25 protein-coding genes are annotated in these 25,688 nt (G+C 65.7%); 7 read left to right on the top strand and 18 right to left on the bottom strand.

Features of this window, described 5'->3' with window-relative positions; genetic code table 11:
* Positions 1–90: 90 nt before the first annotated feature.
* The 7 genes from DES44_RS25815 to DES44_RS24460 form a co-directional block, all read right to left on the bottom strand.
* Positions 91–222 (bottom strand): hypothetical protein, encoded by a 132-nt coding sequence (locus tag DES44_RS25815; RefSeq protein WP_259374778.1) that lies wholly within the window; start codon positions 220–222, stop codon positions 91–93.
* Positions 223–592: 370 nt separating this feature from the next.
* Positions 593–838 carry a DUF3297 family protein gene (locus DES44_RS04815; protein WP_058935977.1) on the bottom strand — a complete coding sequence of 82 codons (246 nt, stop codon included), beginning with the start codon at positions 836–838 and terminating at the stop codon, positions 593–595.
* A 74-nt stretch (positions 839–912) separates the two neighbouring features.
* Positions 913–1,152 (bottom strand): hypothetical protein, encoded by a 240-nt coding sequence (locus DES44_RS04810; RefSeq protein ID WP_058935978.1) that lies wholly within the window; start codon positions 1,150–1,152, stop codon positions 913–915.
* A 163-nt stretch (positions 1,153–1,315) separates the two neighbouring features.
* Entirely contained in the window at positions 1,316–1,660 is a 345-nt protein-coding gene (locus tag DES44_RS04805) for a translation initiation factor Sui1 (RefSeq protein ID WP_058935979.1), read from the bottom strand.
* A 7-nt stretch (positions 1,661–1,667) separates the two neighbouring features.
* The gene (locus tag DES44_RS04800) at positions 1,668–4,283 is read right to left on the bottom strand and encodes a DPP IV N-terminal domain-containing protein (RefSeq protein ID WP_058935980.1); all 2,616 of its coding nucleotides are present in this window, start codon (positions 4,281–4,283) and stop codon (positions 1,668–1,670) included.
* Positions 4,280–5,368 (bottom strand): tRNA dihydrouridine synthase, encoded by a 1,089-nt coding sequence (locus DES44_RS04795; protein WP_083525739.1) that lies wholly within the window; start codon positions 5,366–5,368, stop codon positions 4,280–4,282. Before DES44_RS04795 ends, DES44_RS04800 begins: the two co-directional genes overlap by 4 nt.
* 360 nt (positions 5,369–5,728) lie before the next feature.
* Positions 5,729–6,106 (bottom strand): hypothetical protein, encoded by a 378-nt coding sequence (locus tag DES44_RS24460; protein WP_147306951.1) that lies wholly within the window; start codon positions 6,104–6,106, stop codon positions 5,729–5,731.
* Positions 6,107–6,442: 336 nt separating this feature from the next.
* On the opposite strand from DES44_RS24460, the gene DES44_RS04790 reads away from it, so the two are divergent.
* Positions 6,443–6,805, top strand: a complete 363-nt coding sequence (locus tag DES44_RS04790; protein WP_058935981.1) for a hypothetical protein — start codon at positions 6,443–6,445, stop codon at positions 6,803–6,805.
* Between the two features lie 614 nt (positions 6,806–7,419).
* Here DES44_RS04790 and DES44_RS04785 read toward each other — a convergent pair.
* From DES44_RS04785 to DES44_RS04780, 3 genes are all read right to left on the bottom strand, one after another.
* Entirely contained in the window at positions 7,420–7,848 is a 429-nt protein-coding gene (locus tag DES44_RS04785) for a DUF695 domain-containing protein (protein WP_058935982.1), read from the bottom strand.
* A 145-nt stretch (positions 7,849–7,993) separates the two neighbouring features.
* Positions 7,994–8,428: a hypothetical protein gene (locus DES44_RS24455; protein WP_147306950.1), complete on the bottom strand. Its 435-nt coding sequence runs from the start codon at positions 8,426–8,428 to the stop codon at positions 7,994–7,996.
* Positions 8,429–8,534: 106 nt separating this feature from the next.
* Positions 8,535–8,813 carry a hypothetical protein gene (locus DES44_RS04780; RefSeq protein WP_147306949.1) on the bottom strand — a complete coding sequence of 93 codons (279 nt, stop codon included), beginning with the start codon at positions 8,811–8,813 and terminating at the stop codon, positions 8,535–8,537.
* A 91-nt stretch (positions 8,814–8,904) separates the two neighbouring features.
* On the opposite strand from DES44_RS04780, the gene DES44_RS04775 reads away from it, so the two are divergent.
* Positions 8,905–10,272 carry an O-acetylhomoserine aminocarboxypropyltransferase/cysteine synthase family protein gene (locus DES44_RS04775; RefSeq protein ID WP_083525740.1) on the top strand — a complete coding sequence of 456 codons (1,368 nt, stop codon included), beginning with the start codon at positions 8,905–8,907 and terminating at the stop codon, positions 10,270–10,272.
* Between the two features lie 13 nt (positions 10,273–10,285).
* Here DES44_RS04775 and DES44_RS04770 read toward each other — a convergent pair whose 3' ends face one another.
* Positions 10,286–10,549, bottom strand: a complete 264-nt coding sequence (locus DES44_RS04770) for a hypothetical protein (protein ID WP_058935985.1) — start codon at positions 10,547–10,549, stop codon at positions 10,286–10,288.
* A gap of 320 nt (positions 10,550–10,869) precedes the next feature.
* Between DES44_RS04770 and DES44_RS04765 the strand changes: the two genes are divergently transcribed.
* Positions 10,870–14,583: an RICIN domain-containing protein gene (locus tag DES44_RS04765; protein WP_083525741.1), complete on the top strand. Its 3,714-nt coding sequence runs from the start codon at positions 10,870–10,872 to the stop codon at positions 14,581–14,583.
* A 70-nt stretch (positions 14,584–14,653) separates the two neighbouring features.
* Positions 14,654–16,315, top strand: coding sequence for a hypothetical protein (locus tag DES44_RS04760; RefSeq protein WP_058935987.1), 1,662 nt, complete (start codon positions 14,654–14,656; stop codon positions 16,313–16,315).
* On the opposite strand, the gene DES44_RS04755 is transcribed toward DES44_RS04760, so the two are convergent.
* Positions 16,281–16,889 (bottom strand): M48 family metallopeptidase, encoded by a 609-nt coding sequence (locus DES44_RS04755; RefSeq protein ID WP_058935988.1) that lies wholly within the window; start codon positions 16,887–16,889, stop codon positions 16,281–16,283. The genes DES44_RS04760 and DES44_RS04755 overlap by 35 nt on opposite strands.
* A gap of 17 nt (positions 16,890–16,906) precedes the next feature.
* Here DES44_RS04755 and DES44_RS04750 point away from each other — a divergent pair, with 17 nt between their 5' ends.
* Positions 16,907–17,290, top strand: a complete 384-nt coding sequence (locus DES44_RS04750) for a 2Fe-2S iron-sulfur cluster-binding protein (RefSeq protein WP_083525742.1) — start codon at positions 16,907–16,909, stop codon at positions 17,288–17,290.
* Between the two features lie 160 nt (positions 17,291–17,450).
* Complete coding sequence (locus DES44_RS25905) at positions 17,451–18,992, top strand: methyl-accepting chemotaxis protein (protein ID WP_058935989.1); 1,542 nt, start codon at positions 17,451–17,453, stop codon at positions 18,990–18,992.
* A gap of 99 nt (positions 18,993–19,091) precedes the next feature.
* Here DES44_RS25905 and DES44_RS04740 read toward each other — a convergent pair whose 3' ends face one another.
* Both DES44_RS04740 and DES44_RS04735 read right to left on the bottom strand, forming a co-directional pair.
* The gene (locus DES44_RS04740) at positions 19,092–19,721 is read right to left on the bottom strand and encodes an FMN-binding negative transcriptional regulator (protein WP_058935990.1); all 630 of its coding nucleotides are present in this window, start codon (positions 19,719–19,721) and stop codon (positions 19,092–19,094) included.
* Between the two features lie 84 nt (positions 19,722–19,805).
* A complete protein-coding gene (locus tag DES44_RS04735) occupies positions 19,806–20,876 on the bottom strand; it encodes a polysaccharide deacetylase family protein (RefSeq protein ID WP_116001305.1) in 1,071 nt (356 codons plus the stop codon).
* Between the two features lie 203 nt (positions 20,877–21,079).
* Here DES44_RS04735 and DES44_RS04730 point away from each other — a divergent pair, with 203 nt between their 5' ends.
* Positions 21,080–22,114, top strand: coding sequence for a hypothetical protein (locus DES44_RS04730; RefSeq protein ID WP_058935992.1), 1,035 nt, complete (start codon positions 21,080–21,082; stop codon positions 22,112–22,114).
* A 42-nt stretch (positions 22,115–22,156) separates the two neighbouring features.
* On the opposite strand, the gene DES44_RS04725 is transcribed toward DES44_RS04730, so the two are convergent.
* From DES44_RS04725 to DES44_RS04710, 4 genes are all read right to left on the bottom strand, one after another.
* On the bottom strand, positions 22,157–22,993 hold the full coding sequence (locus tag DES44_RS04725; protein WP_147306948.1) for a hypothetical protein: 837 nt from the start codon (positions 22,991–22,993) through the stop codon (positions 22,157–22,159).
* Positions 22,994–23,159: 166 nt separating this feature from the next.
* Positions 23,160–23,789: a uracil phosphoribosyltransferase gene (gene upp, locus DES44_RS04720; protein WP_058935994.1), complete on the bottom strand. Its 630-nt coding sequence runs from the start codon at positions 23,787–23,789 to the stop codon at positions 23,160–23,162.
* A 78-nt stretch (positions 23,790–23,867) separates the two neighbouring features.
* Positions 23,868–24,656, bottom strand: a complete 789-nt coding sequence (gene rlmB, locus DES44_RS04715) for a 23S rRNA (guanosine(2251)-2'-O)-methyltransferase RlmB (protein WP_083525743.1) — start codon at positions 24,654–24,656, stop codon at positions 23,868–23,870.
* A 20-nt stretch (positions 24,657–24,676) separates the two neighbouring features.
* Positions 24,677–25,462, bottom strand: a complete 786-nt coding sequence (locus tag DES44_RS04710) for an acetyltransferase domain-containing protein (protein WP_083525744.1) — start codon at positions 25,460–25,462, stop codon at positions 24,677–24,679.
* Between the last annotated feature and the right edge of the window lie 226 nt (positions 25,463–25,688).

Here is a 25,688-nt window from a genome sequence, read left to right as displayed (position 1 = left end):
TGGGTGCAGCGTGAAGATCACCAAGCGGCCAAGGTGAAGGACTGGCTGCGGCGAAGCGCAGCAGCTTTGCGACGGGACGCTTGCCCTCCGCTAGATTCGCAGCGTCTGCAGGGCCTGCAAGGTCAGCTCGGTGCTCGTGGGGCTCGTGGGGCTCGTGGAGCCCATGCTGCGTCTGGTGGCCGTGGTGGCCTTGCTGCGCTTGACCCGCAAGGTCTGCAACATTCGCAGGTTCCATCAGGGCCAGTTCATCGTGCGCCGCATCACCGGGGAACGCAGGGTGCGCAGCCTCACCAAGGCGCGCCGGGCCAGACGCCACAGTAGAAGACACCGAAGAATGGGCCTGGAGGGAAGAGTCGTGGAGATGTGTCATGGCGAATCGGAAACATCCAAGTGAAGGGATGTCCAGTATTCGCCGCGCGGTCTGTGGGCGCAGCCGCTTGCGTGGGTATCAAACGGCGTCAGGCCCGCTTGAACCGGTGGAAGGACCGACTCGCTGAAGGAGATGTCCGGCCACTGGCGGTGCGGTGGCCCACAGAGCGACCCCGCGCTTCAGGTCCGCAGCGATGGACGTCCCGTCCACCGCCGCGGCGATTCACTTGTAATAAGCCTCGACCTTGCCCTTGAGCTTGATCATCAGCGGCTGCCCCTTGCGGTCCAGCGTGCGCCCGGCGGGCACCTTGATCCAGCCTTCGCTGATGCAGTATTCCTCGACATCCATCCGGTCCTTGCCGTTGAAGCGGATGCCGATCTCGTGTTCAAAAATGGCGGCCACGTGGTGCGGGCTGCGCGGGTCCACGGAAAGATGGTCGGGCAGTTCGGGGCGGGCGGTCTCGGTCATGGAAAGGTCAACAAGAACAACAGAGGACCTGCATTGTCCTGCACTTCAGGACCCGTCCACCCACCTTCACAGGTTCATCCGTAGCAGCGCTGCACAACCGGGGTGGCGTACTCATGGCCCACCACGGCGCGGGCGAACAGGTAGTTGTCGCGGGCCTGCTCGCTGAGCTGGTCCAGCGCCACCTGGCCGCGGGCATCACACGGAAAACTCAGTCCCCGGCCGCTGTGGAACAGGGACTCGAAGCGCAGCAGATAGGGCACCTGGGACGGCCCACAGGAGGGGTTGTTGCTGCTGGACTCGACAGACGAATTCATCACGCATCTCCATCGCCTGGGGAGGCAGGCGTGACGCAACATTAGGACGGGCGCCGCCGCCATGTGCGTGCAAACGTCGCAATCCTTACAGCTGTTGCAGGCCGCCCCTCAATCATGGGGGCGGGAATGCGAGAGGTGTCACAGTCCGTCGGGCCGCCTGTGTTCAGCCACCGGCGCGTTTGGGCGAATAACCCGCCTTTTGCAGCCACTGCATCACCTTGTCCAGATGGTCGCCCTGGATCTCGACCGTGCCGTCCTTCACGGTGCCGCCACTGCCGCAGGCGGCCTTGAGCTGCTTGGCCACATCCGCCAGGCCGTCCGCCGTCAAGGGCAGGCCCAGGATGACCGTGACCCCCTTGCCCTTGCGGCCCGAGGTCTCGCGCCGCACGCGCACCTGTCCGTTGCCCAGCACGGCCGCCTGGGCCTGGGCCTTGCAGCGGCAGTCCGCCTGCGCCTGGCGGCAGACCGGGCAGGTGCGGCCGCTGTCGGTGGAATAAACCAGTGCCATGGGACCCTCAATGCGTGGCAGGTGACTGCAGCGTGGCGGACGGCTGCGTGGAGGACGGCTGCGTGGGCGCCTGCAGCGTGCGGGCGAAGAAGGCGTCGACCGTGCGGTACAGATGCAGCCGGGCGCCACGGCCGGCAATGCCGTGGGCCTTGCCCGGGTACACCATCATCTCAAAGGGCACCGACTGCTTCTGGAAAGCCTCGCTCAGGCGCAGCGTGTGCTCAAACAGCACGTTGTCGTCGGCGGTGCCGTGGATCACCATCAGCGGATGCTTGAGCAGCGACACGCGGTCCACCAGATTGGACTGCGCATACGGCGCGGTCGGCTGACCGGCGGCATCCGTGGGCAGGCCCAGGTAGCGCTCGGTGTAGGCGGTGTCGTAGAGCGTCCAGTCGGTGGGCGGCGCACCGCCCACTGCGGCGGCGAACGGCGTCTGGTCGTCCAGCATGCTGCGCACCGCCAGGAAGCCGCCGTACGACCAGCCGAAGAAGCCGATGCGGCGCGCGTCAATGCCGGCGCGCTTTTGCGGCAGTTGGCGCACGGCCGCAAACAGGTCGGCCACTTCGTTGACGCCGAAGGACCGGGCATGGGCGCGGGTGAAGGCGCGGTCCCGGTTGGCCATGCCGCGGGTGTCCAGCGTGAAGACGCCATAACCGCGACGCTGCCAGTAGGCGATCAGCGCGGTGTCGCGATGCCAGCTCCAGCCCACGGTGCTCACGCCCGGGCCGCCGTAGGCCAGCGTGATGACCGGGTGCAGGCCAGGGCGGCCGTCCAGCGGCGCGAAGTAGAAGGCGTTGAGCGGGGTGCGACCGTCTGCCGCCGTGACCTCGATCACTTCCGGGGTGGGCACCACCTTGGCCAGCAGCGGGTCCGGCAGGTCGCCAGGCAGCGCCACCGGCGCCGTGCCGGTGTCCAGGTCCTGCAGGAACAGACGGGGCGGCTCGCCCCAGGCGGAGCGCGTCACCAGCAAACGACTGCAGTCGCCGTCGGCGCGGGCATCGCGCCACTGCCGCTCCCGCTGACCGGCCAGCGGTCGGGCACGGCCGGCCAGGTCCACGGCAAACAGTTCACGCGAACGACCGCGGTCGCGCGCGGCGGCATACACCACGCGGTCGCCGCTGCTGCAGACGCGATAGGCCACCGGCTCGGGTTCGGTGGTCAATGCCATGCGTCGGCCGGTCACCCGGTCGATCAGCACGAGTTGGCGCCGGCCCGAGGCCTCGGTGGACCACAGCAGCGCCGGTTGGCCGGAGAGACGGCGGGCGGGCAGTTCAGTGAGGTCGTCCTGCACTTCGACCCAGGCGTCGTCGCGTTCCTCGGTGATGACACGGCCTTGCAGCGCGAGGGGATCGCCAGCGACAGCGCCGCCAGCAGCACCGCCAGCCTTGAACTCGGTCAGCACCAGCCGACGCTGGTCCCGCGTCATCCATTGCAGCCAGGGCGTGCCGTCGGCAAACCAGCCGGCACGCGGCAGGTATTCCGCCTCAGCCGGCACGGCCAGTGGCACGGCACGCGCGGCGCCCTCCCCGGCCAGGTCCAGCACCCAGGCGGTGACTTCCGCATTGGGGCTGCCGGCGCTGGGGTAGCGCTGCTGCGTCATGGTGGTGCGGTCGGCAAAGATCTGGGCGCGGGTCTTCACCGGCACACGCGATTCGTCCACGCGGAACGCCAGCAGCCGCCGGCCATCCGGCGACCACCAATAGCCGCGCTGGCGGCCCAGTTCTTCCGCCGCGATGAATTCAGCCAGGCCCCAGAAACGGGTGCCGGTGCCGTCGGTGGTCAGCGCACGGGCGGCGCCCTGGGTCTGCAGCGGCTGCAGCCAGAGGTTGCCGCTCTTGACGTAGGCCAACTGGCTGCCGTCGGGCGAGCAGGTCGGGTCCTGCTCCGGGACGTCCGGATCGTTGGTGAGCCGCTGGGCCTGCGGGCCCTGCTCGGTCAGGCGGACCAGGTACAGGTCGCCGGACAGTGGGAACAGCAGCGTGCGTCCATCCGGACCGCACCATTGGTAGCCGGTGATGCCGCCCTGGCTGATGCGTTTGCGCTCCAGCGCCATGCGCTCCGCTTCGGTCAGTTGCTGGCGACGACCGCCCAGCACTTCGTCGGCGGAGACCAGTCGGCGCGGTTCGCCACCGGCGGTGGGTTGTGCCCACAGTTCCAGTTGGTCGCTGTCCGTCACCGACGGGCGCAGGTAGCTGACCCAGGTGCCGTCCGGCGACAGCTCAGCCTGGCGGGTGGTGCGGCCTTGCAGCGGCGGGTCTGCGTAGACGCGCTCCAGGCTCAGGGGCGTGGCGGCGGTGGCGGTCGCGTTGGAGCTGCCGGCCGTGCGCGCAGCGGTGCCGCTGCGGGCGGGCCGGGGCATGCCACTGGCGTCGCCAGGGTGGTTGCCACGACCGGCGTGGCGGGCGTGGCGGGTCTGCGCGTTCTGCCCATTCTGCGGCGTTTGGGCGGACGGAGTCGCCTGGGGCGCTGATGACGCGGTGGGGGACGCCTGCGCGCGTGCGTCAGCGTCGGCCTGGGCCAGTGCGGTCATCGGGATCGCCGCTGCCAGCGAGGTCAGCAGCAGGGAAGCCGCCAGCGGCTTCAGCCAGGCGCGGGGCCGGGCAACAAGGGTGGGCAGAGTCATGCAGTCAGCGTCAGCGCGTCATCAGGCGCGGCGTTGGGTTCGATGGGGGAATGGCGTGAGCCGTTGGGCGACTCTCTCGAAGAAGCGGGAGAGGCCATTGGCGATACGGGTGATGTCTGCGCCTTGATGAGCGCAAGCCGAGCGGCCATTTCGTCCGCGACGGCATCGCCGAACATCTGGCGGGACAGCTCATCCGCGCTGTTGATCACGCGCACGCGCTGGTAAGTCTCTTCCGCTTCCGGATAGTGACGGCGCAGGTAATGCAGCCACTGCTTGAGCCGGCCCGCCTGGTGGCGCGCGGCCACCTTGGCACGCACTTGCAGGAAGAAGTCGGCCATCAGCACCAGCAGCGCCGTCCACGACAGGGCCGGAGCCACCGTTCCGGTCAGCTCCGCGCGCAGCGCCAGGGCCAGGCCGGGATTGGCGACCATGCCACGGCCCAGCATCAGGCTGTCGCAGCCGGACTCGGCCAGACACCGGCGGGCATCGGCCACGGTCCAGACTTCGCCGTTGGCCACCACCGGCACGCGTACGGACTGGCGCACGACGGCAATCTGGTCCCAGTAGGCGGGGGGCTTGTAGCCGTCGCGCTTGGTGCGGGCATGGATCACCAGCTCGGAGGCACCGGCCCGCTCCACGGCGCTGGCGCATTCCAGCATCCGCGAGCGGTCCTCGTTGCCTAGCCGCATCTTGGCGGAGACGGCGATGTGGGCCGGCACGGCGCGGCGAACGGCGGCGACGATGTCGTGCACCAGGGTCGGCTCGTCCAGCAGCACCGCGCCACCGCGGTGACGGTTGACCGTCTTGGCAGGGCAGCCGAAGTTCAGGTCAATGCCGGCGGGGTGGAGTTCGGCCAGGCGCGCGGCGTTTTCGGCTAGGCAGGTGGGGTCAGAGCCCAGGAGTTGCGGCCGCACCGGCACGCCGGCGCGGGTGCGGCTGGCGTGGCGCAGCTCCGGGACGATGCGGGTGAAGACGCGCCGGGGCAGCAACTGGTCGGTGATGCGGATGAATTCGGAGACGCATCGGTCCACGCCGCCCACCTGGGTGAGCGTGTCACGCAGCATGTGGTCCAGCAAGCCCTCCATGGGAGCCAGCAGGATGGTGGGGAGTGCGCCTGGGGAGATTGGGGCGACGGAATCGGACTCTGGCGTCATCAGGACACTACGGGCTGCGGGGCCGGCTCAGCGCAGCAAGGCCGGCGCGGCGGAAAGTCCGACAGCATAGCGGATCGTCCACATCCGCTGTGGATAAACGGGTGTACAGGCTGAGCAGGGGTGGGCTAAGTGGTTGATGGGAAAGGCGGTTTGTCGAGGTGCCTGAAAATGTGGCAATGGGGTGAATGCGGCGCTGCACGGTGGGGGCCAGGGGAGACGCCTACAAATCAAGTCCGGCGGGCTAGCGCTGGCTTGCATTACTCGACGCAGGCAGTTCGCTGAAGTGATGCGCTACACCTGGGCCGCCCAAACGATGGCAACGAACAAGCTGGCCACGTAGGTTGTTGAAACAGCAAATGACCAGAGCGCCCAGCCAACTGCAACCTTAGCAAGCGGGTCAGGTGGCAAATTGACTACCGCCAGGGCAAGTTCAACGGCGGGGTCAATCGCCTGGCGCGGCTTCGTCTCCATCCGCGCTGCGATGGCAGAGAAAAGTAAAACGGCGACACCGATTCCGAATGCCGGCAACACCCAATCGCTAGGGGAAAGCAGAAATGTTGCGACTCCAGCAAGGGATGCCACGGGCAGGCCAACATTCCACCGATTCATCATGGTTGTGTAGCGTGTTGTAGGCGGGTCGCTCGCGAGTTCATCCGTTGATTTGAGCATGCAGGCCACGCCCGGTAGCTGGTGAGATTCCCTTGGACCGGCGCCTCGTCCGCTTCCAGCAACGGATGTTTTCCGCTCACGCCTCAACGCTGAAGAAGGTGAACCCTGCCGGCCACAACCAATGAAATCGATTGGCCTACGGGTTGCGAGGAATTCGGCCCGGTCTTCCACTCGAGAGAGACGCCGGCCAGTGCGACGAGCTCGGCGCGCTCGGGACTCTCGGCTCAAACTATGCGGGTTGCGAAAAGCCAGCAATCTCTCAGATCAGCCTAGAGCGGCGGCGGCAACGCAGCGGACGCGGACATCGACGCAGAGGCAAGGTAGCATGGAAGAACCATGCCGCTCATCATCCAGCTCATCTGCGAAGACCAATGCTTCGATTTTGAATGCTTGAGCGAGACTGACCTTGCGGGACGCCTCGTCTTGGATAAAGCGCGGCGTGATTGGCTGCGAGCTCAAAGCGAGCGCGAAGACGAAGCGGATGCACCGTGGTATCTGGATGAAAACGGCGAGAGACTGCCCGCGGAGGAGTTGTTCCTTCGATCTCCGTGGGCGATCGTTAGAGGCGCTGCCGGAAACATCAAGGTGCTCAGCCGCTTTCAGAACGTCGAGACCGGAGAGGCGTGCTTCGATTTGCCAGACCAATATGGCGGCGAATGGATGCGGGAATGGATGCGCGACTTTGCGCTCGCAGGTTGACTACCTCCGGACCGGAAGGAATTCGATCTTCGCAGCGCGTGCCTGCTTTCAGCATGAAGTGGACTTCATTGTTGCAGCGGGTGTAGACGTTCGTGCTTCCAACCTGGCACGGCCGCTGTCGGCCACCAGTGGGCAGTCGCGGCCGATCGCTTTCAGGCAGCATGCACAAGACGCTACTTCGGGTTTGACAGCAAGCCATCAGCTGGCGACAGGGACGGCAGATGCGCGAATGAGCTGGAACTCGGTTAGAGTCAATCGTATGACCACCACTGCAACTTTGGTCCGAGTCTGTTCGGCGTTGCTCTTCATCCTCGCTATCGCGCTTGGAAAGCCGATCCTTGCTGTCGTGGCACTTGCATTTGAGGTGGGCTACGCGGCCCTCTCCGGCAAACCTGGGAATTGAGGTGTCCAGCCCGCTTCAGCTTGAAGCGGGTGTCAGCTTCGCAGTGATTGCGGACTTCCGCTTCGCCGAAATCGACGCATGAAAGCTGTCGTTCAACGTTTGCCGTGAGGGGCCGCCGTAGCGGCGGAGCCGCGAAGGGCACCCACAAGCGCAAATTGTGGGCAGTACCCCTCGACGGAATTGTTGGGCCGCACGCGGCGCATGTGTTTGGTCACGACTTGGGAAGCAACTCAGACAACGCACCCCATTCGGGATCTTTGAACATTTGAAGCTCGATTGGATAAGCTGGATGGCCGGCTAGTCCTTGATTGAGCTTGGACATGAACTCGTCGGTGTCGTATGCGTAGTACCGCCACTCTTTTGAGCCATTGCCTGTAATACAGGCGGCCTGTACCCCAACGCCCTTAACTTCAAGGGTCTTTTCAATAGCATCCTCGAATCGAATCGTGTTCTGGTGGTCCTCGTGCTGAGGCATGCCTGAATCATTCGCGGTGTATGGCCACGAGATGATGATCAGGTTTTCATATATTTGCCGGTCTGGAAGCGAAGGCAGCTTTGATCGAGTGCGAACTATCAATGGCAGTCCATTGACCTGCGCTCCCCCAACTGACCAATCATCCTCTTTGTAGATTCCGCTCATGCAATGGGTTTCCTATGATGACGCCCAACGTTCGAGCCAAGCTGCCCGCGAAGGCAGGCGGCGCTTGGCCGCGGAAGGCAGCATGCCACAGGCGCCAGGAGCGGCCACGCGACGACTGCCGTAGCGAGTCAGCTTGAGCGAGGGGTTAGGCGTCATTCGCGAAGGCGCGTACTTCTGCCAAACGTCCGTCTTGCAGCCAGACTGCATCAAGGCAACCAGAAGCGACGGCCTTCAGGCCTGGAAGCGCAAGGGTCTCCTCGCGAGACAGGGCGTGGCTGCACAGCTGTGAATTTGCAGCCGGTCGGCATTTAGCGTCCGTGATCATGAACGAGTTGTTGCTTGGGTTGAAGAGCCAAGACGAGAGGACCCGGTCATTCACTGCGTCGTTGCCCCAGGTTCCGATCAGAAAGTCGAAGTTGGGCATGTGCTCCGCAGAGCCTACCGTCCACTGCACAAAGTACGCGGCGACGGTTTTCTCGCGGTCGTGCACATAGCCCCACACCGTGCTTGTTGCGTTGCCGCAGCAGTCGCAGTGGCCGTGGCTTTCACCGGTTGGTTCGACTGAGAGCGGGTGAGTCATGACGCCAGACGTGTGGTAGACCGCAGGTCAGCGCAGTCTATCGCGGCAATCCGCGCTGTAACGGGTCGCCCTGCTTGCATGGCAAGTGCTTGTCGAGCCTGGACTTTCACCTCACGGCCTTCACGGCTTTCCTGGCCATCAAACGCCGGACGACGATAGGCAACACCGCCAGTGGAATGATCACCACCGCGACGCCCGCCACGAACGCCTCCAAGGCCCCCAGCAGCATCAGCCCGTCACTGATGTGCTGGTATTCACGGTCAAAGCCCCAACTCGCCGCCGCAGCGCAAATGCCAAGGACACAGCCAACCACAAAGGGCCCGGTGAGTGTTTGTCGCTCTGACGGCGTTAGACGGAACATGGATCCCCTCAGCAAAGGCTTCAAGTTGCGGGCCTCATGTTCTCATGCGAAAACCTGCTTTGGAAGCGAGGCACCCCCCTCGTAGCCTCTTGCGATCACCTCAGGAGGAGCTTCCATGTCCCACGCTGATTCGCCCTCGCCCTCACCCTCGCAATCAACCTCTCAATCGCAAGCGCCCTCACCCACCCCCGCCTGGCGCTTCGAAACCGTCTCCGTCCACGGCGGCTATTCCCCCGACCACACCACCAAGGCGGTCGCCGTCCCCATCTACCAGACGGTCGCCTACGCCTTCGACAGCGCCCAGCACGGCGCCGACCTTTTCGACCTGAAGGTGCCGGGCAACATCTACAGCCGGATCATGAATCCGACCAATGATGTCCTGGAGAAACGGCTTGCCGCGCTCGAAGGCGGCATCGGCGCGTTGGCAGTGGCCTCCGGCCAGGCGGCGGTTACCTACGCCATCCTCACCCTCGCCGAGGCCGGCGACAACATCGTCGCCTCCAGCGCGCTCTACGGCGGCACCTACAACCTGTTCGCCCACACACTGCCGCAATACGGCATCACCACCCAGTTTGCCGACTACCGCCAGCCCGACTCATTCGCCGCTCTGATCAACGAGCGCACCAAGGCCATCTTCGTGGAGTCCCTGGGCAACCCCCAGGGCAACGTGACCGACATCGAGCGCATCGCCAAGATCGCCCATGACCACGGTGTCCCGCTGATCGTCGACAACACTGTCCCCTCGCCCTACCTCAGCCGCCCCATCGAGCACGGTGCCGACATCGTCGTGCATTCGCTCACCAAGTACCTGGGCGGCCACGGCACCAGCATCGGCGGCGCCATCGTGGACTCAGGCCGCTTCCCCTGGGCGCAGCACAAGGAGCGCTTCAAGCGACTCAATGAACCCGACCCCAGCTACCACGGCGTCGTCTACACCGAGGCCTTGGGCCCTGCCGCCTACATCGGCCGGGCGCGGGTGGTGCCACTGAGAAACACCGGGGCGGCGCTGTCGCCCTTCAATGCATTCCTCATCCTGCAGGGCATCGAGACCCTGGCCCTGCGCCTGGATCGCATCAGCGACAACGCCCTCGCGCTGGCCCAGCACCTGAAGCGCCATGAACAGGTCAGCTGGGTGAATTACGCCGGGCTCGAGGACCATCCGGACCATGGGCTCGCCCGCAAGTACCTCTCTGGCAAGGCATCGGGCATCGTCACCTTCGGGCTCAAAGGCGCCCAGGGAGGAGGACGCGAGCGCGGCGCGCGTTTCCTGGATGCGTTGCAGCTGTTCACGCGCCTGGTGAACATCGGGGATGTCCGCTCACTGGCCACGCATCCGGCCTCCACCACCCACCGGCAGCTGTCGCCGAGCGAGCTCGACAAGGCCGGTGTGTCCGAAGAGACGATCCGGCTGTCGGTGGGCATTGAGCACATCGACGACCTCATTGCCGATCTGGATCAGGCGTTGGCGGCGGCGGCGCGCTAGTCGCAGGGAACGATCAGACCGCGGCTGGCGCATCGGCCGGAGGCGGCTTTGCCGGTGGGTCGATTGACTTCGAGCGCTTGAGCACCAGGCCGGGCTGCACCCGCTGCCCCAGGGGCAGTTGCTTCAGAACCGTGCAGGAGCCGTCCAAGCGGCGTTCGACCAGCAGGCCCTGACTGGTTTTCACGACCGCGCCGCCAGTGCGGGCCAATGCGGTCTTGTAGGCTGCATGGCCTGCCTTTGACGCCAATTCCGGGATGCGTTGCTCTGCACGTTGCATGGCGCACTCACTCATCGGTTGGCGTTTTGGGGCAGACATGTCGCGTCTCGCGGCTGGGATCAGATCGTCAGTCTATCCGGCGCCGCTCGATGCGTCCGCCCCGCCCCACTCCCTACCCCGCTTCACGCCATCGAGACATTCCTCTTCCGGGTAGGTTTCCCTGATTCTGTTGGCCGCAAACTGCGACAGCGGTAACTCATGTTTTCAGCGGGACCGCAGCGCTTGTCGCGCCTCAGCGCCCCTCTTCTAATCCGCGCCCATCAGGAACCTGGTTCCTCCTGGCTCGTCTTCGTGCGAGCCGCTCTGCTCAAGGAGTCAAGATGGCGCGATGGTGGAAGCACCCCACAGCATGGGGTCCGTTCGAAGCTGCTCAAACGGCCTCGCCATGCCCCGCCCCGGCGCGGCGGACGCGGTCGGTCCTGCGCGCGGCTGCAGGCGCGACGCTGCTGACCCTGCTCGCGGCCTGCGGCGGAGACAAGTCCTCGACGGGCCCCACGGAGCAGCCCGCCGGCGCGCCCAATACGTCTCCGGGGACGCCCCCCACCGGCACCGCTGGCCCGTCCACCGTGCCCGCTGGCCGCTACGTGCTGGCATTGGCCTCCACCGGCCAATGCGTCACCGGTGCATCGTCCACCAGCGGCTCGGGCACGCTGAGCCTGGCCGCCTGCGCGACCGGCACGAGCCAGGCCTTTGACCTCACCGTCAACACCGACGGATCAACCCGCCTCACCCAAGTCAGCACCGGTCTGGCCCTGGACCTCGAAGCCATGTCCACCGCCGACGGTGCGGCCATCCAGCTCTGGTCTGCCAATGACAGCTCCGCCCAGCGCTTCTCGCTGAGCCGCATCCAGGGCCACCTGTTCAGCCTGGTCAATGCCGCCAGCGGCAAGTGTGTCGCGGCCCAGGGCGTCTCGTTGCAGCAGATGAGCTGCAATGCCCAGGCTGCTCAGCTGTTCGTGCTCTATCCTCAATCCACCACGGCGACCACGCGTGCGCTGCTGCCTTACGGCCGCTTCAGCCTGCAGTCCAGCCTGTCCTCTCTGTGCCTGGATCTGGCCAACACGGGCCTGGCCGATGGCGACGGTGTGGTGCAGGCCGCCTGCGCCGGCACCGACCGTCAGCGCTTTGACATCAGCGTGACCGCCGATGGCAGCTACCGCCTGCGCAACGTCGCCAGCGGCAAGGTGCTGGATGTGACCGGCGCCGCCACGACGGCCGGCACCGTGCTGCAGCAATGGCCGGATACCGACGGCGCCAACCAGCACTTCGCGGCCCTGGCCAACGGCGCCGCCATCCAGCTCAAGGCCCAGCACAGCGGCCTGTGCCTGGACCTCACCGCCGAGCGCACCGATGCCGGCGCGCCCATCCAGCAATGGGACTGCGGCAGTGGCAAGGCCAACCAGCTCTGGCGCCTGGTCACCACAGACAATCAGGTCTGGACGCCGGTCGCACCGCCCACCACGGGCGACGGGTCGGGCGATGGATCGGGCGGTAGCGGAGGCGGCACGGGTGGCGGTTCCGGCGGCGGAGGATCAGGCGGCGGTAGCGGCGGCGGTGGCACCACGCCTCCCGGCACTGGCACGACGCCCCCCACGCCCACCACGCCATTGACCTTGCCGCTCGAACTGCTGGGCGCCGGCCTGCCCAGCGCACCGGTCATTGCGACCGCCAATCTCACCCTCGATGCCAACGGCATCAGCGCCGCCTCCGAGTTGTGGATGCGCTGCCACCGCTGTGGTTTCTTCGGCCCTCCTGAGTACGAAGCCACGATCGAAACCCCGGCACGTATCAAAGGCAGCCTGCGAGTGCTGGGTGGGACCCCGGAAGCCAATGCGGCCAGCATCCCGTGGATCGACATCACCGACGCCACCGTGACGCTGGCCGACGCCGAGCGGGTGCAAGGGGGCCTGCAGCGTGGCGGTCTCTACACCGTGCGCATGTCCCTGCCCCTGGACACCACCACCAAGGCGCGCCTGGTCGCGGGCGTCAATCTCGTGCAGTTCCGCTTCAACGGCAGCGACGGCGAGTCCAACGGCTACCGCATCATCGATCTGCAGGTGCGCAACGCGCAGGGCGCGAGCCTGGCCACAAATGCCGTGCAGCGGGCCGACATCCAGGCCGAAAAACTCGCCGGCCGCACCCTGACCGCCGACGTCACCGCCGGCGAGACGCTGTGGAAACAGCAGGACAAGCTGCTGAAGTCCACCCTGGTGAACCGCCCCATCCATGCGGCCTGCGCCTCGTGCCACGCCTCGGACGGCCGTGACCTGCAGTACTTCAACTATTCCAACAATGCCATCGTGCAGCGTTCCCGTTTCCACGGGCTGAGCGAAACGGAAGGCCGCCAGATCTCGGCCTACATCCGCTATGCGCTGCAGAACCTGCCGCATGTGGCGCAGGCGGCGCCATGGAATCCGCCCTATCAGCCGGGACCTGGCATGGACAGCCGTCCGATCCAGGAATGGGCCGCAGGTGCCGGTCTGGACGCGGTGGTGGAGTCACCGGCCCAAGCCGTGAAGGCCCTCTTCGGCAAGCCGATGGACAACACCGCGCTGGCGCTGACCCAGGCGGACGTGGACAAGGTCATGGACGCCAATGCCACGCTCAATGCGCGCGAGGTGGCCATGCCCATCCAGTTCCCGGACTGGAACTCCTACCTGCCGGCCATCCATCCCATGGACATCTGGCCGACGGGCGCCAATGCCCAAGGCTCCTTCATGGCGGGCGCCACCTTTGCGGGCAATGGACGGCTGGATCCGCTGGGCACGTCCAAGCGCATTGCCGCGTGGTTCGAATCACATCGCTCCTCGACCTTCGGAGACTGGAGCCATCTGACGCCCGCCCAGCGCAATGAGATCAAGAACATGATCCAGCCCTCTGGCTTCGAGCTCTACGCCTTCCTGGGCGGCGGACGCGGCAATCACATTGCCAGCTCCGGGCAATACGGGGCGCAGGTCGGTGCCGCGCAATTGCAGAAGCTGGCATCGCCCACCCGCATGGCCACCGAGCCCGCCGCCTTCACCACCAATGCCTTCATTGAACGGGTGGTGGGCAGCACGCTGCAGTGGAACCTGATGCAGCAATGGGAATGGGCCCAGCGCTATGGCCTGGAGGGCGACCAGCGCTGGTTCATCGGCGACTATGACGCCACCACCAAGACCTGGACCGGTCGCGGTGAGGCGCGCGGCTGGCCCTTCAACACCGTCAGCGCGTTCTTCCTCGCACCGCACATGGTCTATCAGAGCGACTACGACAGCAGCGGCAAGGTCACGCGGGAATGGATCCTCGCCTGGGAAACCGGCAACAAGGCCGGCTCCTACTACCGCACCAATGCCTGGTATCAGGCGCAGGTGACGATCAATCCGGGCGGCCAGAGCGACTGGGTGAACTTCTCGGTCGACTGGCCCTACCTCACCGGCTTCGACCAGTACCTGTCCGAGCTGCTGGGCAGTTCCACCCCGGCCCTGGCCACGGCGTCCTTCCTCAGCGACATCCGCCTGCTGCAGGCCCGTATCAAGTCCGCGCAGTACGTGAACAACCGCATTCCGCTGTATGTGGCCACCGATACCGGCTCGCTGATCAACAACCGGGGGCGCTTCAGCCGGGCGCAAGTGCTCAAGCACCTGGCGCCGACCAACTTCATGGAAACGGCCACCACGCAGGGCAATGGCGGCACACCGTTCGTGAAGCTGGACCAGTTGCAGCAGGGGCTCTACTTAAAGGTGCTCAACGGCGCATTCCGCCAGTTCAATCAGGTCTACACCGTGACCGACCCGGCCGATTGGCGCCGCTGTGATCCGAACAACATGGACCTGGGCGAGCCCGAGCCGACCGCTGGTTTTGCGTTCTGCCTGGACCGCAGCAAGCGTGCGCTGGTGGCCTTGTCCGGCGGGCTGTATGCCATGAACTCGGAGAACTACCGCACCACGGCCGAGCAGAAGCTGCAGTTCTCCGTCTGGAAGGGCGGACGCCTGGGTGTGGAGGCGTCCCGGCTCAACACCCTGAACGACTGGGTGCAGCGCGCCTGGCCCTGAACGCCACGTCGTCATCTTGTCGACGCCTTGTCGACGCCTCTGCACAGTCCCTCATTCTTCTGGAGTTTCCATGACCGTTTCCCGTCGTCAGTTCCTGGGCAGCGCCGCCGCGGGCGTGGCCGCCACCACCTTGCCGCTGGGCCCGGCCCATGCCGCCGTCAACCGGCGCGCCAGCAGCGTCGGCGACGTTGTGGGCAAGATCACCGTGGGCTACCAGGGCTGGTTCGCCTGCCCGGGCGATGGCGCACCGATTCAGGCCTGGTGGCACTGGGCGCAGGATTGGGGCAGGACGCCCTCCCCCACCAACCGGGCCATCATCAGCTGGCCGGACATGCGCGAGTACGCCGCCGCCTATCCCACCGGCTTTGCACGGCTGGGCAATGGCGCACTGGCCACGCTGTTCTCGTCCTATGACAGCTCGACGGTGGACCTGCACTTCCGATGGATGGCGCAGAACGGCTGCGACACCGCGGCATTGCAGCGCTTCAATCCGAATGGCGGGGAAGGCGCCACGCGGGACGCGATGGCGCTGAAGGTGCGCCAGGCCGCCGAGGCCCATGGCCGCAAGTTCTACATCATGTATGACGTGACCAGTTGGACCTCGATGCAATCGGAGATCAAGGCCGACTGGCTGAACAAGATGGCCGCCCTCACCGCGTCCAGCGCCTATGCGCGGCAAGGCGGCCGGCCGGTGGTCGGCATCTGGGGTTTTGGATTCAATGACGACAACCACCCCTGGTCCCCCGCCGCCTGCCTGGACGTGATCCAGTGGTTCCGCGCGCAGGGCTGCTATGTGATGGGCGGCGTGCCGACCTACTGGCGGGAGGGCAAGAACGACTCTCGCGCTGGCTATCTGGACGTCTACCATGCCTTCCACATGCTGTCGCCCTGGATGGTCGGCCGCATTGGCGACGCGGCGGGCTCCGACTGGTTCTACCAGAACGTCAATCTGGCCGACCAGGCCGATTGCAATGCCCACGGCATCGATTACCAGCCGTGTGTGCTGCCCGGAGACCTGAGCGCCGGGCAGCGGGCGCATGGCGACTTCATGTGGCGCCAGTTCTACAACATGGTGCGGGTGGGCGCGCAGGGTCTGTATATCTCGATGTTCGACGAATACAACGAGGGCAATCAGATCGCCAAGACGGCCGAGAGCGCCGCCTACCTGCCCACCAATGCGGGCATGCGTTCCCTGGATGAGGACGGTGTGGCCTGCAGTTCGGACTACTACCTGCGCCTGACGGCCGACGGCGGTCGCATGCTCAAGGGCCAGTGGCCCCTCACGCCGCTGCGTCCCACCGTGCCGGTGCCGGGTGGAACGAATCCCCAGCCGACGCTGGTTGTGGCGCTGCGGTCGCGCGCCAGTGGCTTTTTTGTGACAGCGGAAAGCGCCGGTGCTTCGCCCTTGATCGCCAATCGCAGTGCCGTGGGCGGCTGGGAGCGGTTCCAGCTGCTGGATGCGGGCAATGGCCGGGTGGCGTTGCGCTCGCTGGCCAACAACCGGCTGGTGTGCGCCGAGAGCAGCGGCAGTGCGCCGCTGGTGGCCAATCGCGATGCCATCGGTCCGTGGGAGACCTTTCAGCTGATGCGCAATGCAGATGGCTCGGTGGCCCTGCTGTCGATGGCCAACCAGCGCTATGTGACGACCGACGCAGCAGGCGCGTCGCCGCTGCTGGCCAGCCGCACGACCGCGGGCCTTACCGAGTCGTTTGACCTGACGCCGGTGGCGTGACGGTGGGGGCGGTCGTCGCTGCGGTGTCGCTGCCGGGGGCGCTCTCGCCACCGACAGCGGTGCCGGTGCCGGTGGCGGCGGCGGCCGCCGCCTGATCTGCACAGCTCAGCCACAGCCGCAGATCAAACTCGAGCTGGGCGTAGTCCGGCGCCATGTGGTGGCACAGCTGGTAGAAGGACTTGTCGTGGTCCGGATGCTTGAGATGGGCCAGCTCATGCACCACGATCATCTTCAGGAACTCGGCCGGCGCTTCCTTGAACAGCGTCGCGACCCGGATCTCACGGCGCACCTTGAGCCGCTGGCCCTGCTTCGTCGTGGCGCGGGTATGGGTGCCCAGCGCATGCTGGACCACCTTGAGCTTGGCGTCATAACAGACCCGCGAGAGCGGGTCGGCATTGCGCAGATGGCGCTGCTTCAGCGCCTGGGTGTAGTCGAACAGCGCCTTGTCGCTGCGCACCTCATGCGGCTCGGGATATTTGCGGGCCAGCAGGGGCGCCAGTTCGCCGCTGTCCAGCAGCGCCTGGGCCTGCGCCACCAGGGCCGGCGGGTAGCCCTGCAGATACTTCATCGTCATGCGGGCATGATATCGACATGGACGAACCCCCTTTCCGCGTGACGCTGCAGCCGCAAGGCTGGACCTTCGAGGCGGCCCCGGACCAGACCCTGCTGCTGGCCGGCCTGGCCGCCGGCATCCGCCTGCCACATTCCTGCCGCAACGGCACCTGCCGCACCTGCATCGCGCAGCTGCAGTCCGGCACCATCCACCACCGCATCGAATGGCCCGGCCTGTCGGCCGAGGAAAAGCTTGCGGGCTGGATCCTTCCCTGCGTGGCGCAGGCGCGCAGCGATATCACGTTGCAAGCGCCGGCCGCCACCCAAATCGTCAACGCCCCTCGCCCCGTTGTGCTGCAAGCGCCCATCCCGCCAGGGCCGATGCCCACGGACCGAGACGACGATGTTCGTATATCGACGTGAAAAAGACACACCCAGCGTGACGCTCGCGTGACACCCTGCGTCCAGCGCGTCGCAATTCACAAAGCGCCGGCTTCGGCCTCTTCCGTGTTTCCCCTGAAAGGGTGAGGATGCGCCCCAGAGACTATGGACCGTCCCCGGGTCCTGCTGACAAGGAAGAAGAATGCTCAAGCTCAATGCATGGCGCCTGCGCACCCGCGTGCTGGCCGGTTTTGCCCTGGTGATCGTTTTGATGGCGGTGGCGTCCACCGTCGGCGTGGTGCGGGTGTCGATGCTGCACCAGCGCATCGAACACCTGGTGGAAGTGGACATGCGGGTGCTGGAACTCTCGCGCCAGTGGGCTGGCATGACCGAGGGCAACATCCAGCGCCGCATCGTGCAGATGGTGATGGACGACGAGGGATTCGTGAAGGCCTTCACCGCGCGGTCCAAGGAGCTGTCCGCCCGCATCGACCAGGTGCAGAAGGAGCTGGACGAGAACATCAAGGAACCGGAGGGCGCCCGCCTGATCGACAAGATCGGTGAAGCCCGCAAGGCCTACCAGGACGCACGGGACGTGCTGGTCAAGGAAAAAGCAGCCGGCAACGACATCAAGGCCGCCGCTGCGACCAAGCTGATCCCGGCGATGAATGCCTATCTGGAGAGCATCGACGTCTTCGCCGAGCACACCCGCAAGCTGCTGCAGTCGGCTCGTGAAGAAGCACAGGCCGAGGCCCAGTCCACCCGCACCCTGGTCATCACGCTGATGGTTGCCGCCAGCGTGCTGGGCGTGTTGATCGCGCTGGTGATCACCCGCTCGGTCACCGAGCCGCTGAGCGAAGCGCAGAGCCTGAGCCAGTCGATTGCCGACGGCGACCTGCGCCAGACCCGCGAGGTCAACGGCAGCGACGAAATGGCGCAGCTCAATCGCTCGCTGCTGGAGATGCAGGAACGACTGGCTTCGACGATTGCCGGCGTGCGCTCGGCGGCGGACCAGGTGCGCCACGCCTCCACGGAAATCGCCACCGGCAATGCCGACCTGTCCAACCGGACCGAGCAGGCGGCCAGCAGCCTGGAAGAAACCGGTGCTGCCATGGCCCAGCTCAGCGAAGGCGTGAAGCTCAATGCCGAAGCCGCGCGTGAAGCGGACAGCCTGGCCAAGACCGCTTCCGACGTGGCGGGCCGCGGCGGCGCGATGGTGGATCAGGTGATCAGCACCATGAACGACATCCAGCAGTCGTCCAACAAGATTGCCGACATCATCGGCGTCATCGACGGCATTGCTTTCCAGACCAACATCCTGGCGCTGAACGCGGCCGTGGAAGCGGCACGGGCCGGTGAACAGGGTCGGGGCTTTGCGGTGGTGGCCGGTGAGGTGCGCTCGCTGGCGCAGCGCAGCGCCGAAGCGGCCAAGGAGATCAAGTCGCTCATCTCCGCCTCGGTGGAGCGGGTGGATGGCGGCAGCCGGCTGGTCGGTGAAACCGGCAACACGATGCGTGACGTGGTGGCCAGCGTGCAGCGTGTGACGCGCATCATCGGCGAGATCTCGTCGTCCAGTGCCTCACAGGCGCTGACGCTGGGGGAAATCGGTCAGGCGGTGACGCAGCTGGATCAGATGACGCAGCAGAATGCGGCGCTGGTCGAGCAGTCCGCGGCTGCGGCGGAAAGCCTGCGGGACCAGTCCGCCCAGTTGGTGGAGGCTGTGGCCAGCTTCAAGCTGAAGTGAGCAGCCCCCGGGCGGCGGATTCGTTCACTTCATCGGGCCACTGCCGATGAGGGATTGGCCCTGACCCGTTGAACAGGCCCCGCTCTGGCGGGGCCTTTGTCATTCCGGCGCTGCCTCCTGCATGGCACTGGCCAGCGCCGGGTTGCCCGCAGCGATCAGCCCGTCGATGGCGCCCTGCCGGTCGGCCTCGCTGTGGTGCTGGTTGAGCTTGCGTTTGCCCTCCAGCCGCGTCACCTGGATCTCGATGCCGACGATGTGTTGCAGCAGCTCATCGATGTAGTCCGCGGGCGCATCCCCCATCTTCCACGGCACGGGCTGACTGGCTTCATGATGGCGCGTCAGCCGGGCAAGCGCACCGCGCAGGAAGCGGGCGTCCTCGCGCCCGAACATCCGTCCATGGGCATGGACGGCCTCGTAGTTCCAGGTGGGCACGCGTCGATGCGTTTCCTGCTTGCCGGGATACCAGTTCGGCGAGATGTAGCCGTTGACGCTGCGAAAGACCACCATCACCTCCTGGCCGTCAAGGCCGGTCTGCCAAACCGGATTGGCCCGGGCGACGTGGGCCAGCAGCAGCGTGCCGTGTTCCGGGGTGCTGTCGAGCAGGAAGGGGATGTGATTGGCATCGAGCCCGTCCGCACCCTGGGTCACCAGCACGCCCAGGGGTTGCGCCTGGATGATGCGGTGAAGTTCTTCGGTGCGGGTCTCGGCGTAGGGCTGGGGGGTGTACATGGCGGGGGCGTGGATCTACGGGCGTGCTTCAGCGGAAGTGCATCGGCGGACGTGGGTCATCGGGCGTGCCTCAGCGGATATGCGTTAGCGGAACGCCATCATGGCCTGGCGGCCTTCCGGCGACAGGAAGCGCTGCACTTGCGCCAAAGGCAGCGCGACGTCTTCTGCGCAGGGCGTCAAGGCATACGGGGCGGAGGTATGAAACACCAGTTGCCCCGGCAGCCCGTGCAGAGAGGCGCCGTTCCAGGCGATGGAGTCCTTGCATTCGCTGTACTCAGGGCCGAGGTCGCCTTTCTCGTAGGTCTTGCGCAGCAGGCGCCCGAGCGGTGAGGCGTCGCCGATGTCCTTGCGGTATTCGGGCAGCAGCCAGGTCGACACGTCCACCTTGGCGCCCGTGTCCAACTGGAACGTGGTGGTGAAGGTGTCGTGCCAGGGATGCGCGCCGCCGCAGTAGCCTTCGGTGTAGGTACGGATCACGACGTAGCGATCGTTCCAGGCTTCCACCTGTTGACGGATCTCCGCCTCGTAACCGGCGTCCGGTCCTCGCTCCAGGCGGCCGGAGGCCTTGCACTCCAGATGGTCACTGACCGCCTCGACGGCCGCCTGCCGCAGGGCCGCATTGATCGCATCCAGGCCGGCGGCAGTGCCGACCAGGCGCACGCCTTCGGTACCGCCCCCTTGCGGGCCGAACGTCAACAGGTCGAAACGGCGCTTCTGGAAGTTGCTGCTCTTCTGCCCCGTTGGCTTGATGGCGCCTGCCCGGGCGACCGGGTACTGCGCCTCAGGAGCGGCCTTGGCGAGCACCGGCAAACGCCGGGCACCGTCCATTGAGCGCCACTCCCCACTAAGCGTCTCCGATTGGCAGCTCAGACGAAGCAGCCCCGTGGATTTGCCATTCTCATCCTCTTCCTGCCATTCACCGGTCGACGCGTCTTGCTTCAGGAACAGATCCCCCAACGATGCGCGGTAGTAGTAGCGTCCGACCTGGGCGCGGTCTTCCGGCGATCTCAGTTCCAATGAGATCGGGGTGCCACCCAAGGTGCCGAGCCAGACACCCGCAGAACACGCAGCGGCGCTGCCCTGCGCGCCGCCGTGGCCCACCGGTCGCGGAGGCCCGGCCACCGCGGTGGCAGGCACCAGGAGTGAAAGTGTCATTGCAGCGGCGAAGCAAACCGGGGCCCAGAGGCCTCGGCGCTGACAATCAGGCCAACGAGGATGTGTTGGGAGGATCGCTTTCATGGTGGACACTGTAGCGCCTCCAATCGCGGTGGCATGCGTACGTGGCAACAAGGCACGGTTGCCATCGCCCCACGGCCCCGCTCACCTCTACAAGCTTCTAGTCTGAGACTGCAGCGTTCATGTCCATCGAGCACTATTGGCCTGCCATCGTCGGCGCCTTGCTGATCCCCGTACTGGCTGTCACCGTCCCCTGGTTCGTCCGCTATTGCAGAGAGCCGAAGCAGCATCTCCGTGACGGTATCCAATCGCAGATAAAAGCGATTGGACAGTTTCGAATCTGGTTCACGATATCGCTGCATACCGCCGCCGCAGTCGCCCTTTTCACGCTTCTGCTGTCCAGGGTAAGCATTCTGACTTTGACGCTTTCGCTGTTCTGCTACGTCATCTTTGTCTGCGGTCTGGCTGCGTCCACGCTCATTGCAGTTCCCGCTCTAAGAAAGCTTCTGGAAGATCCCTTCTTCAAAATTGTGGTGGCGATCATCCCGATCGTGGGTGGTTACGTTGCTCGCGGCTACGCGCAGCTCTGGGTGGGCGAAGCGCTTGGCACTTCGGCTGCAAACGTCCCGATGACCTTGCTCGCCGCCACTGCATTCATGACGCTTCTTGAAGTCGGAATTGCGCTTTCGGCGATGACAGTGGTGTTTGAGATTCTGTATTTCATCGCCGAAGTCACTCGCACGTCACCTCCACGCCCTGCGCATGCTCGCCCGTGGAGAACGCTAGTCTTTCGTTGGCACCCGCTGTCCCAGGGTGACCCGGATCGACTGCGCATGCGGGAGCAGCTCCAAAATATTGGACTGGGACTTCTCTGTCTGTTCTCGTTCGCCGCCTGCCTCCTTGGTTCGAAGGCAGCATTCGCCCTTCCGACGAGCGGATTAGGGAGTGCGATGCTGCATGCCATCGCTTTTGAGTTCGATGCCGGACCCGCCGGCTACTGTCAGTTCAAAGACGACTTCGAGCGGCAGCATGCACAAGGGTCGCAGCCTTTTCTGAAAGCCATTCCGCTGGCGAGTTCCCAGGAGAAGGCGCTGTTGGTGTGGCGCCAACCAGCGTTGTTTCGCGAGATCAAGCTCAGCGAACTAAGCAGCGAAGCCCCCGATTCACGCCGCATGCAGTTGCTTCGGGTCGAAAAATGCTACGAGGTCGGGCCGTAGATCGACCGTCATACCCGGCGTGGTCGGATTTGTGGACGTCACTCAGCGAAGCGAGACGGACACCCCCGCCGGCACACACGCCATGGCAATGCTGATCCACACCCCGAAGCTGAAATAAGGCGTCAGCCACATGGCATCCGCTTTCCAGGCGTCCCAGCTGCCGCTGTGCACACGTCGCTCCCAGGCGTCGCGGGCGCCGTGGTGCAAGCGCATGTAGGTCACCCCCTGGATGCGCCCCTGCTGATACCGCCGCCAGTACATCGGCACGTCCACCCGCAGCACATAGGCCACGAAGCAGGCCGAGCCCAGCATGCCGAACACCGCCAGCGCCTGCACCCAGCCGCTGCTGCCCAGGGCGATCACACCCAGCAGCGCCGCCATCCACGAAAAGCCGGCCGCCCAGAGCGACGACTCCACCGCCTGCGTGATGTGATTGAGCGTCAGCACGCTGTGCCAGCAAAAGGCCTGCGCCACCGTCATGAAGATGGGAATGGACCAGGCCGCCTTCTGCACCCACGGCATCCCGGCCTGCGCGCCGAGCTGATGCACGATCAGCCCCAGCTGCAGCGCAAAGCAGATCTCGGCCACCGTCGCCGCACTGCGGCCCAGGAAGATGCTGGACAGCCGCGTGTCCACGACCACCAGCCGCTCCAGATCCACCCGCGGGAAGATCGAGCGGTAGGCACACACCAGCACATACACCCCGGACAGCGCCAGATGCGTCTGCGCATAAGGCCCATGCACCGGACCGAAGTTCAGCACCAGCAGCCACAGGGCAATGTTCAGCACGGCCAGGGCGCGCAAGCCGCGCCACCAGGACAGCAGCATGGCATCCGCCTGCACCTGCGCTATCGGAAGTAAGTGACGAAATGATGACATGACGTCAAAGCCTACTCGTGCAGGCCTCAGGCGGGAAGCCCGGACAGCAAAAAGGCCTGCGGATGCAGGCCTTTGCACGGGGACGTCATGGTCCCTTCGGACTAACAACAGCTCCTTGGAGCTACGCGCCGCGGCTGTGAGTGACGCGCAGGCGCGACACCTTCGCTCACTCCTTGGTGCCGAAGATCTTGTCGCCGGCGTCACCCAGACCCGGAATGATGTAGCCCTGCTCGTTCAGATGAGAGTCGATGGCGGCGGTCCAGCAACGCACATCCGGATGAGCCTTGTTCAGTGCCGCCACGCCTTCGGGCGCGGCCACCAGCACCAGCGCGCGAATGTCCTGGCAGCCCCGCTTCTTAAGCAGATCGATCGTGGCGATCATCGAGCCGGCCGTGGCCAGCATCGGGTCCACGATCAGCGCGGTGCGCGACTCCAGCTTGCCCACGAACTTCTCGAAGTAGTTCACCGGCTGCAGGGTCTCGTGGTCGCGCGCCAGGCCCACGACGCTCACCTTGGCGTTGGGCATCATGTCGAGCACGCCGTCCAGCATGCCCAGGCCCGCGCGCAGGATGGGCACCACCGTGACCTTGCGTCCGGCGATCTGGTCCACCTCCACCGGTCCGCACCAGCCATCGATGGTGGTTTTCTCCAGCGGGAAGTCGGCGGTGGCCTCGTAGGCCAGCAGGCGGGCGACCTCGCCGGTCAGCTCGCGGAACTTCTTGGTGGACATGTCAGCCTCCCGCATCAGGCCGATCTTGTGCTTGACCAGGGGGTGTTTGACTTCGATGACGGGCATGTCGGGACGCTCTTGGGGAGGGGATGGGAAAGAATGGCCGGATTATCCCCGCAAAGATCATGCCGGCTGCGCCCAGCCTCAGGGCTTGCGCTGGCGCAGGGCCTCGTACAGGCAGACACCGGCCGCCACCGACACATTCAGGCTTTCCACCGCCCCTTGCATGGGGATGCGCACCAGCTCGTCGCAGGTCTTGGCCGTCAGCTGCCGCATGCCCGGGCCTTCCGCGCCCAGCACCAGCGCCACCGGACCGGTGAGGTCCAGGTCGTACAGCGTCTTCTCTGCCTGGTCGGAAGTGCCGACGACCCAGATATCCCGTTCCTTGAGCTCGTTCAGGGTCCGGGCCAGGTTGGTCACCATCAGGTAGGGCACCGTCTCGGCGGCGCCGCTGGCCACCTTGGCCACGGTGGCATTCAGGCCCACGGCATGGTCCTTGGGTGCGACGACCGCATGGGCACCGGCACCGTCCGCCACACGCAGGCAGGCGCCAAGGTTGTGGGGGTCGGTCACGCCGTCCAGCACCAGCAGCAGCGGCGGGCCTTCCACGCCGTCCAGCACATCGTCCAGCGAATGGTGCTGCGCCACCGGCTTGACCCGCGCCACCACCCCCTGATGGCGGTGCGTGCCGCACAGCTTCAGCAGCCGCTCGTCATCACTTTCCACCAGGCGGGCACCGGCGGCCTCGGCTTTCTCGAGGAAGCCGCGCATGCGCTGGTCCTTGCGGGTGGCGTCGAACAGGATCTCCTGGACGGAGTCCGGCGCCGTCTTCAGGCGAACGGTGATGGCGTGAAAGCCGAAGAGGATCTGGGTCTTGCCACCGGCGGCCGGTGCGTCGGGGCCGCCGGCCCTGGATTGTCTGGATGCGCTCATGGGCCCGATTGTCGCCGGTCTCAGAACCAGCCCAGCGCCTTGGCCCCCATCAGGGCGCCGATCAACACCGGTTGATGCAGCATGTAGTAGGACAGCGACCACTGCCCCAGCACCCCCAGCGGCCTGAGCACGCCGGGCAAGGGCCTTTGCAGCAGGGTCTGCACCGCACGGGTGCGCATCAGGGCAAAGCCCCACAGCATCGGGCCCAGCCACGGCAGCACCGGCACGTAGTCCTCCGTCAGCGGCTTGCGGGTCACCAGGCCCACCCAGTTCGTGGTGCGGGCGTCAAAGAACGGATGTGCCGCCCACAAGGGCAGCAGCACCGCCACCAGTCCCAGCAGCACCAGCCAGCGGTTGGACAGCCGCGAGAAGCCGAAGCGCACCATGATGAGCATCAAGGCCATGCCGTGGAGCACGCCGAAGCTGATGAAGGAGCGGGGGAACATCCACCACGACCCCACCGACACCAGCAGCGCGCAGACCATGATCTGCCCCCAGCGGCGCCAGAAGCGCTCGGCCGTCTGCCCCTGGGCCAGCGCCACCGCCTGCCCCATGCCGGCGCACAGCAGGAACAGGCTGACGATGGCGCTGCGCTGCCAGGTCCAGACCGGGTCGCGATAGAAGTCCTGGTGGATGAGGCGGAAGAAGGCCAGGTCGAAGCAGAAATGGAAGACGGTCATCCACACCATGGCCACGCCACGCAGCGCATCCAGGCGCGCGTAGCGGGGCGTCGCGGACGCCGGCTCAGCGCCCGAAACGGGGTCGGGGTCAGGAGTTGTTAGAGGATGGGAGACCTGCGCATTCATCGGGCCGGAGTCTACCGAAGGTGGGGCACTTCTTCAGTCGCCGGACCGTTGGGTTAGGGGGAGGGGACACCCGTGACAAAGCCTTGCAGTTCGCACTGCGGTTTACAAGCAAATGTGGCCTTGATCGAAGCTGGCGCGCCTGCGAAGTGGCGCCAGCGTTCTGGGGTCGGTCAGCCAGGGCAATTGCCGGGAGAACTCGGCGCTCAGCACGCTGGTGCTGAAGTTG

Source organism: Roseateles depolymerans (genome assembly GCF_003387155.1).
In the GTDB taxonomy this organism is placed as follows: domain Bacteria; phylum Pseudomonadota; class Gammaproteobacteria; order Burkholderiales; family Burkholderiaceae_C; genus Roseateles; species Roseateles depolymerans.
The sequence above is the reverse complement of the archived record's forward strand: the minus strand, read 5'-3'. Positions and strand labels throughout refer to the sequence as shown.

Coding starts and splice junctions, on each gene's coding strand:
- DES44_RS25815 (WP_259374778.1), bottom strand. CDS start 222: ATGTTGCAGACCTTGCGGGTCAAGCGCAGCAAGGCCACCACGGCCACC.
- DES44_RS04815 (WP_058935977.1), bottom strand. CDS start 838: ATGACCGAGACCGCCCGCCCCGAACTGCCCGACCATCTTTCCGTGGAC.
- DES44_RS04810 (WP_058935978.1), bottom strand. CDS start 1,152: ATGAATTCGTCTGTCGAGTCCAGCAGCAACAACCCCTCCTGTGGGCCG.
- DES44_RS04805 (WP_058935979.1), bottom strand. CDS start 1,660: ATGGCACTGGTTTATTCCACCGACAGCGGCCGCACCTGCCCGGTCTGC.
- DES44_RS04800 (WP_058935980.1), bottom strand. CDS start 4,283: ATGACTCTGCCCACCCTTGTTGCCCGGCCCCGCGCCTGGCTGAAGCCG.
- DES44_RS04795 (WP_083525739.1), bottom strand. CDS start 5,368: ATGGAGGGCTTGCTGGACCACATGCTGCGTGACACGCTCACCCAGGTG.
- DES44_RS24460 (WP_147306951.1), bottom strand. CDS start 6,106: ATGCTCAAATCAACGGATGAACTCGCGAGCGACCCGCCTACAACACGC.
- DES44_RS04790 (WP_058935981.1), top strand. CDS start 6,443: ATGCCGCTCATCATCCAGCTCATCTGCGAAGACCAATGCTTCGATTTT.
- DES44_RS04785 (WP_058935982.1), bottom strand. CDS start 7,848: ATGAGCGGAATCTACAAAGAGGATGATTGGTCAGTTGGGGGAGCGCAG.
- DES44_RS24455 (WP_147306950.1), bottom strand. CDS start 8,428: ATGACTCACCCGCTCTCAGTCGAACCAACCGGTGAAAGCCACGGCCAC.
- DES44_RS04775 (WP_083525740.1), top strand. CDS start 8,905: ATGTCCCACGCTGATTCGCCCTCGCCCTCACCCTCGCAATCAACCTCT.
- DES44_RS04770 (WP_058935985.1), bottom strand. CDS start 10,549: ATGCAACGTGCAGAGCAACGCATCCCGGAATTGGCGTCAAAGGCAGGC.
- DES44_RS04765 (WP_083525741.1), top strand. CDS start 10,870: ATGGCGCGATGGTGGAAGCACCCCACAGCATGGGGTCCGTTCGAAGCT.
- DES44_RS04760 (WP_058935987.1), top strand. CDS start 14,654: ATGACCGTTTCCCGTCGTCAGTTCCTGGGCAGCGCCGCCGCGGGCGTG.
- DES44_RS04755 (WP_058935988.1), bottom strand. CDS start 16,889: ATGACGATGAAGTATCTGCAGGGCTACCCGCCGGCCCTGGTGGCGCAG.
- DES44_RS04750 (WP_083525742.1), top strand. CDS start 16,907: ATGGACGAACCCCCTTTCCGCGTGACGCTGCAGCCGCAAGGCTGGACC.
- DES44_RS25905 (WP_058935989.1), top strand. CDS start 17,451: ATGCTCAAGCTCAATGCATGGCGCCTGCGCACCCGCGTGCTGGCCGGT.
- DES44_RS04740 (WP_058935990.1), bottom strand. CDS start 19,721: ATGTACACCCCCCAGCCCTACGCCGAGACCCGCACCGAAGAACTTCAC.
- DES44_RS04735 (WP_116001305.1), bottom strand. CDS start 20,876: ATGACACTTTCACTCCTGGTGCCTGCCACCGCGGTGGCCGGGCCTCCG.
- DES44_RS04730 (WP_058935992.1), top strand. CDS start 21,080: ATGTCCATCGAGCACTATTGGCCTGCCATCGTCGGCGCCTTGCTGATC.
- DES44_RS04725 (WP_147306948.1), bottom strand. CDS start 22,993: ATGTCATCATTTCGTCACTTACTTCCGATAGCGCAGGTGCAGGCGGAT.
- upp (WP_058935994.1), bottom strand. CDS start 23,789: ATGCCCGTCATCGAAGTCAAACACCCCCTGGTCAAGCACAAGATCGGC.
- rlmB (WP_083525743.1), bottom strand. CDS start 24,656: ATGAGCGCATCCAGACAATCCAGGGCCGGCGGCCCCGACGCACCGGCC.
- DES44_RS04710 (WP_083525744.1), bottom strand. CDS start 25,462: ATGAATGCGCAGGTCTCCCATCCTCTAACAACTCCTGACCCCGACCCC.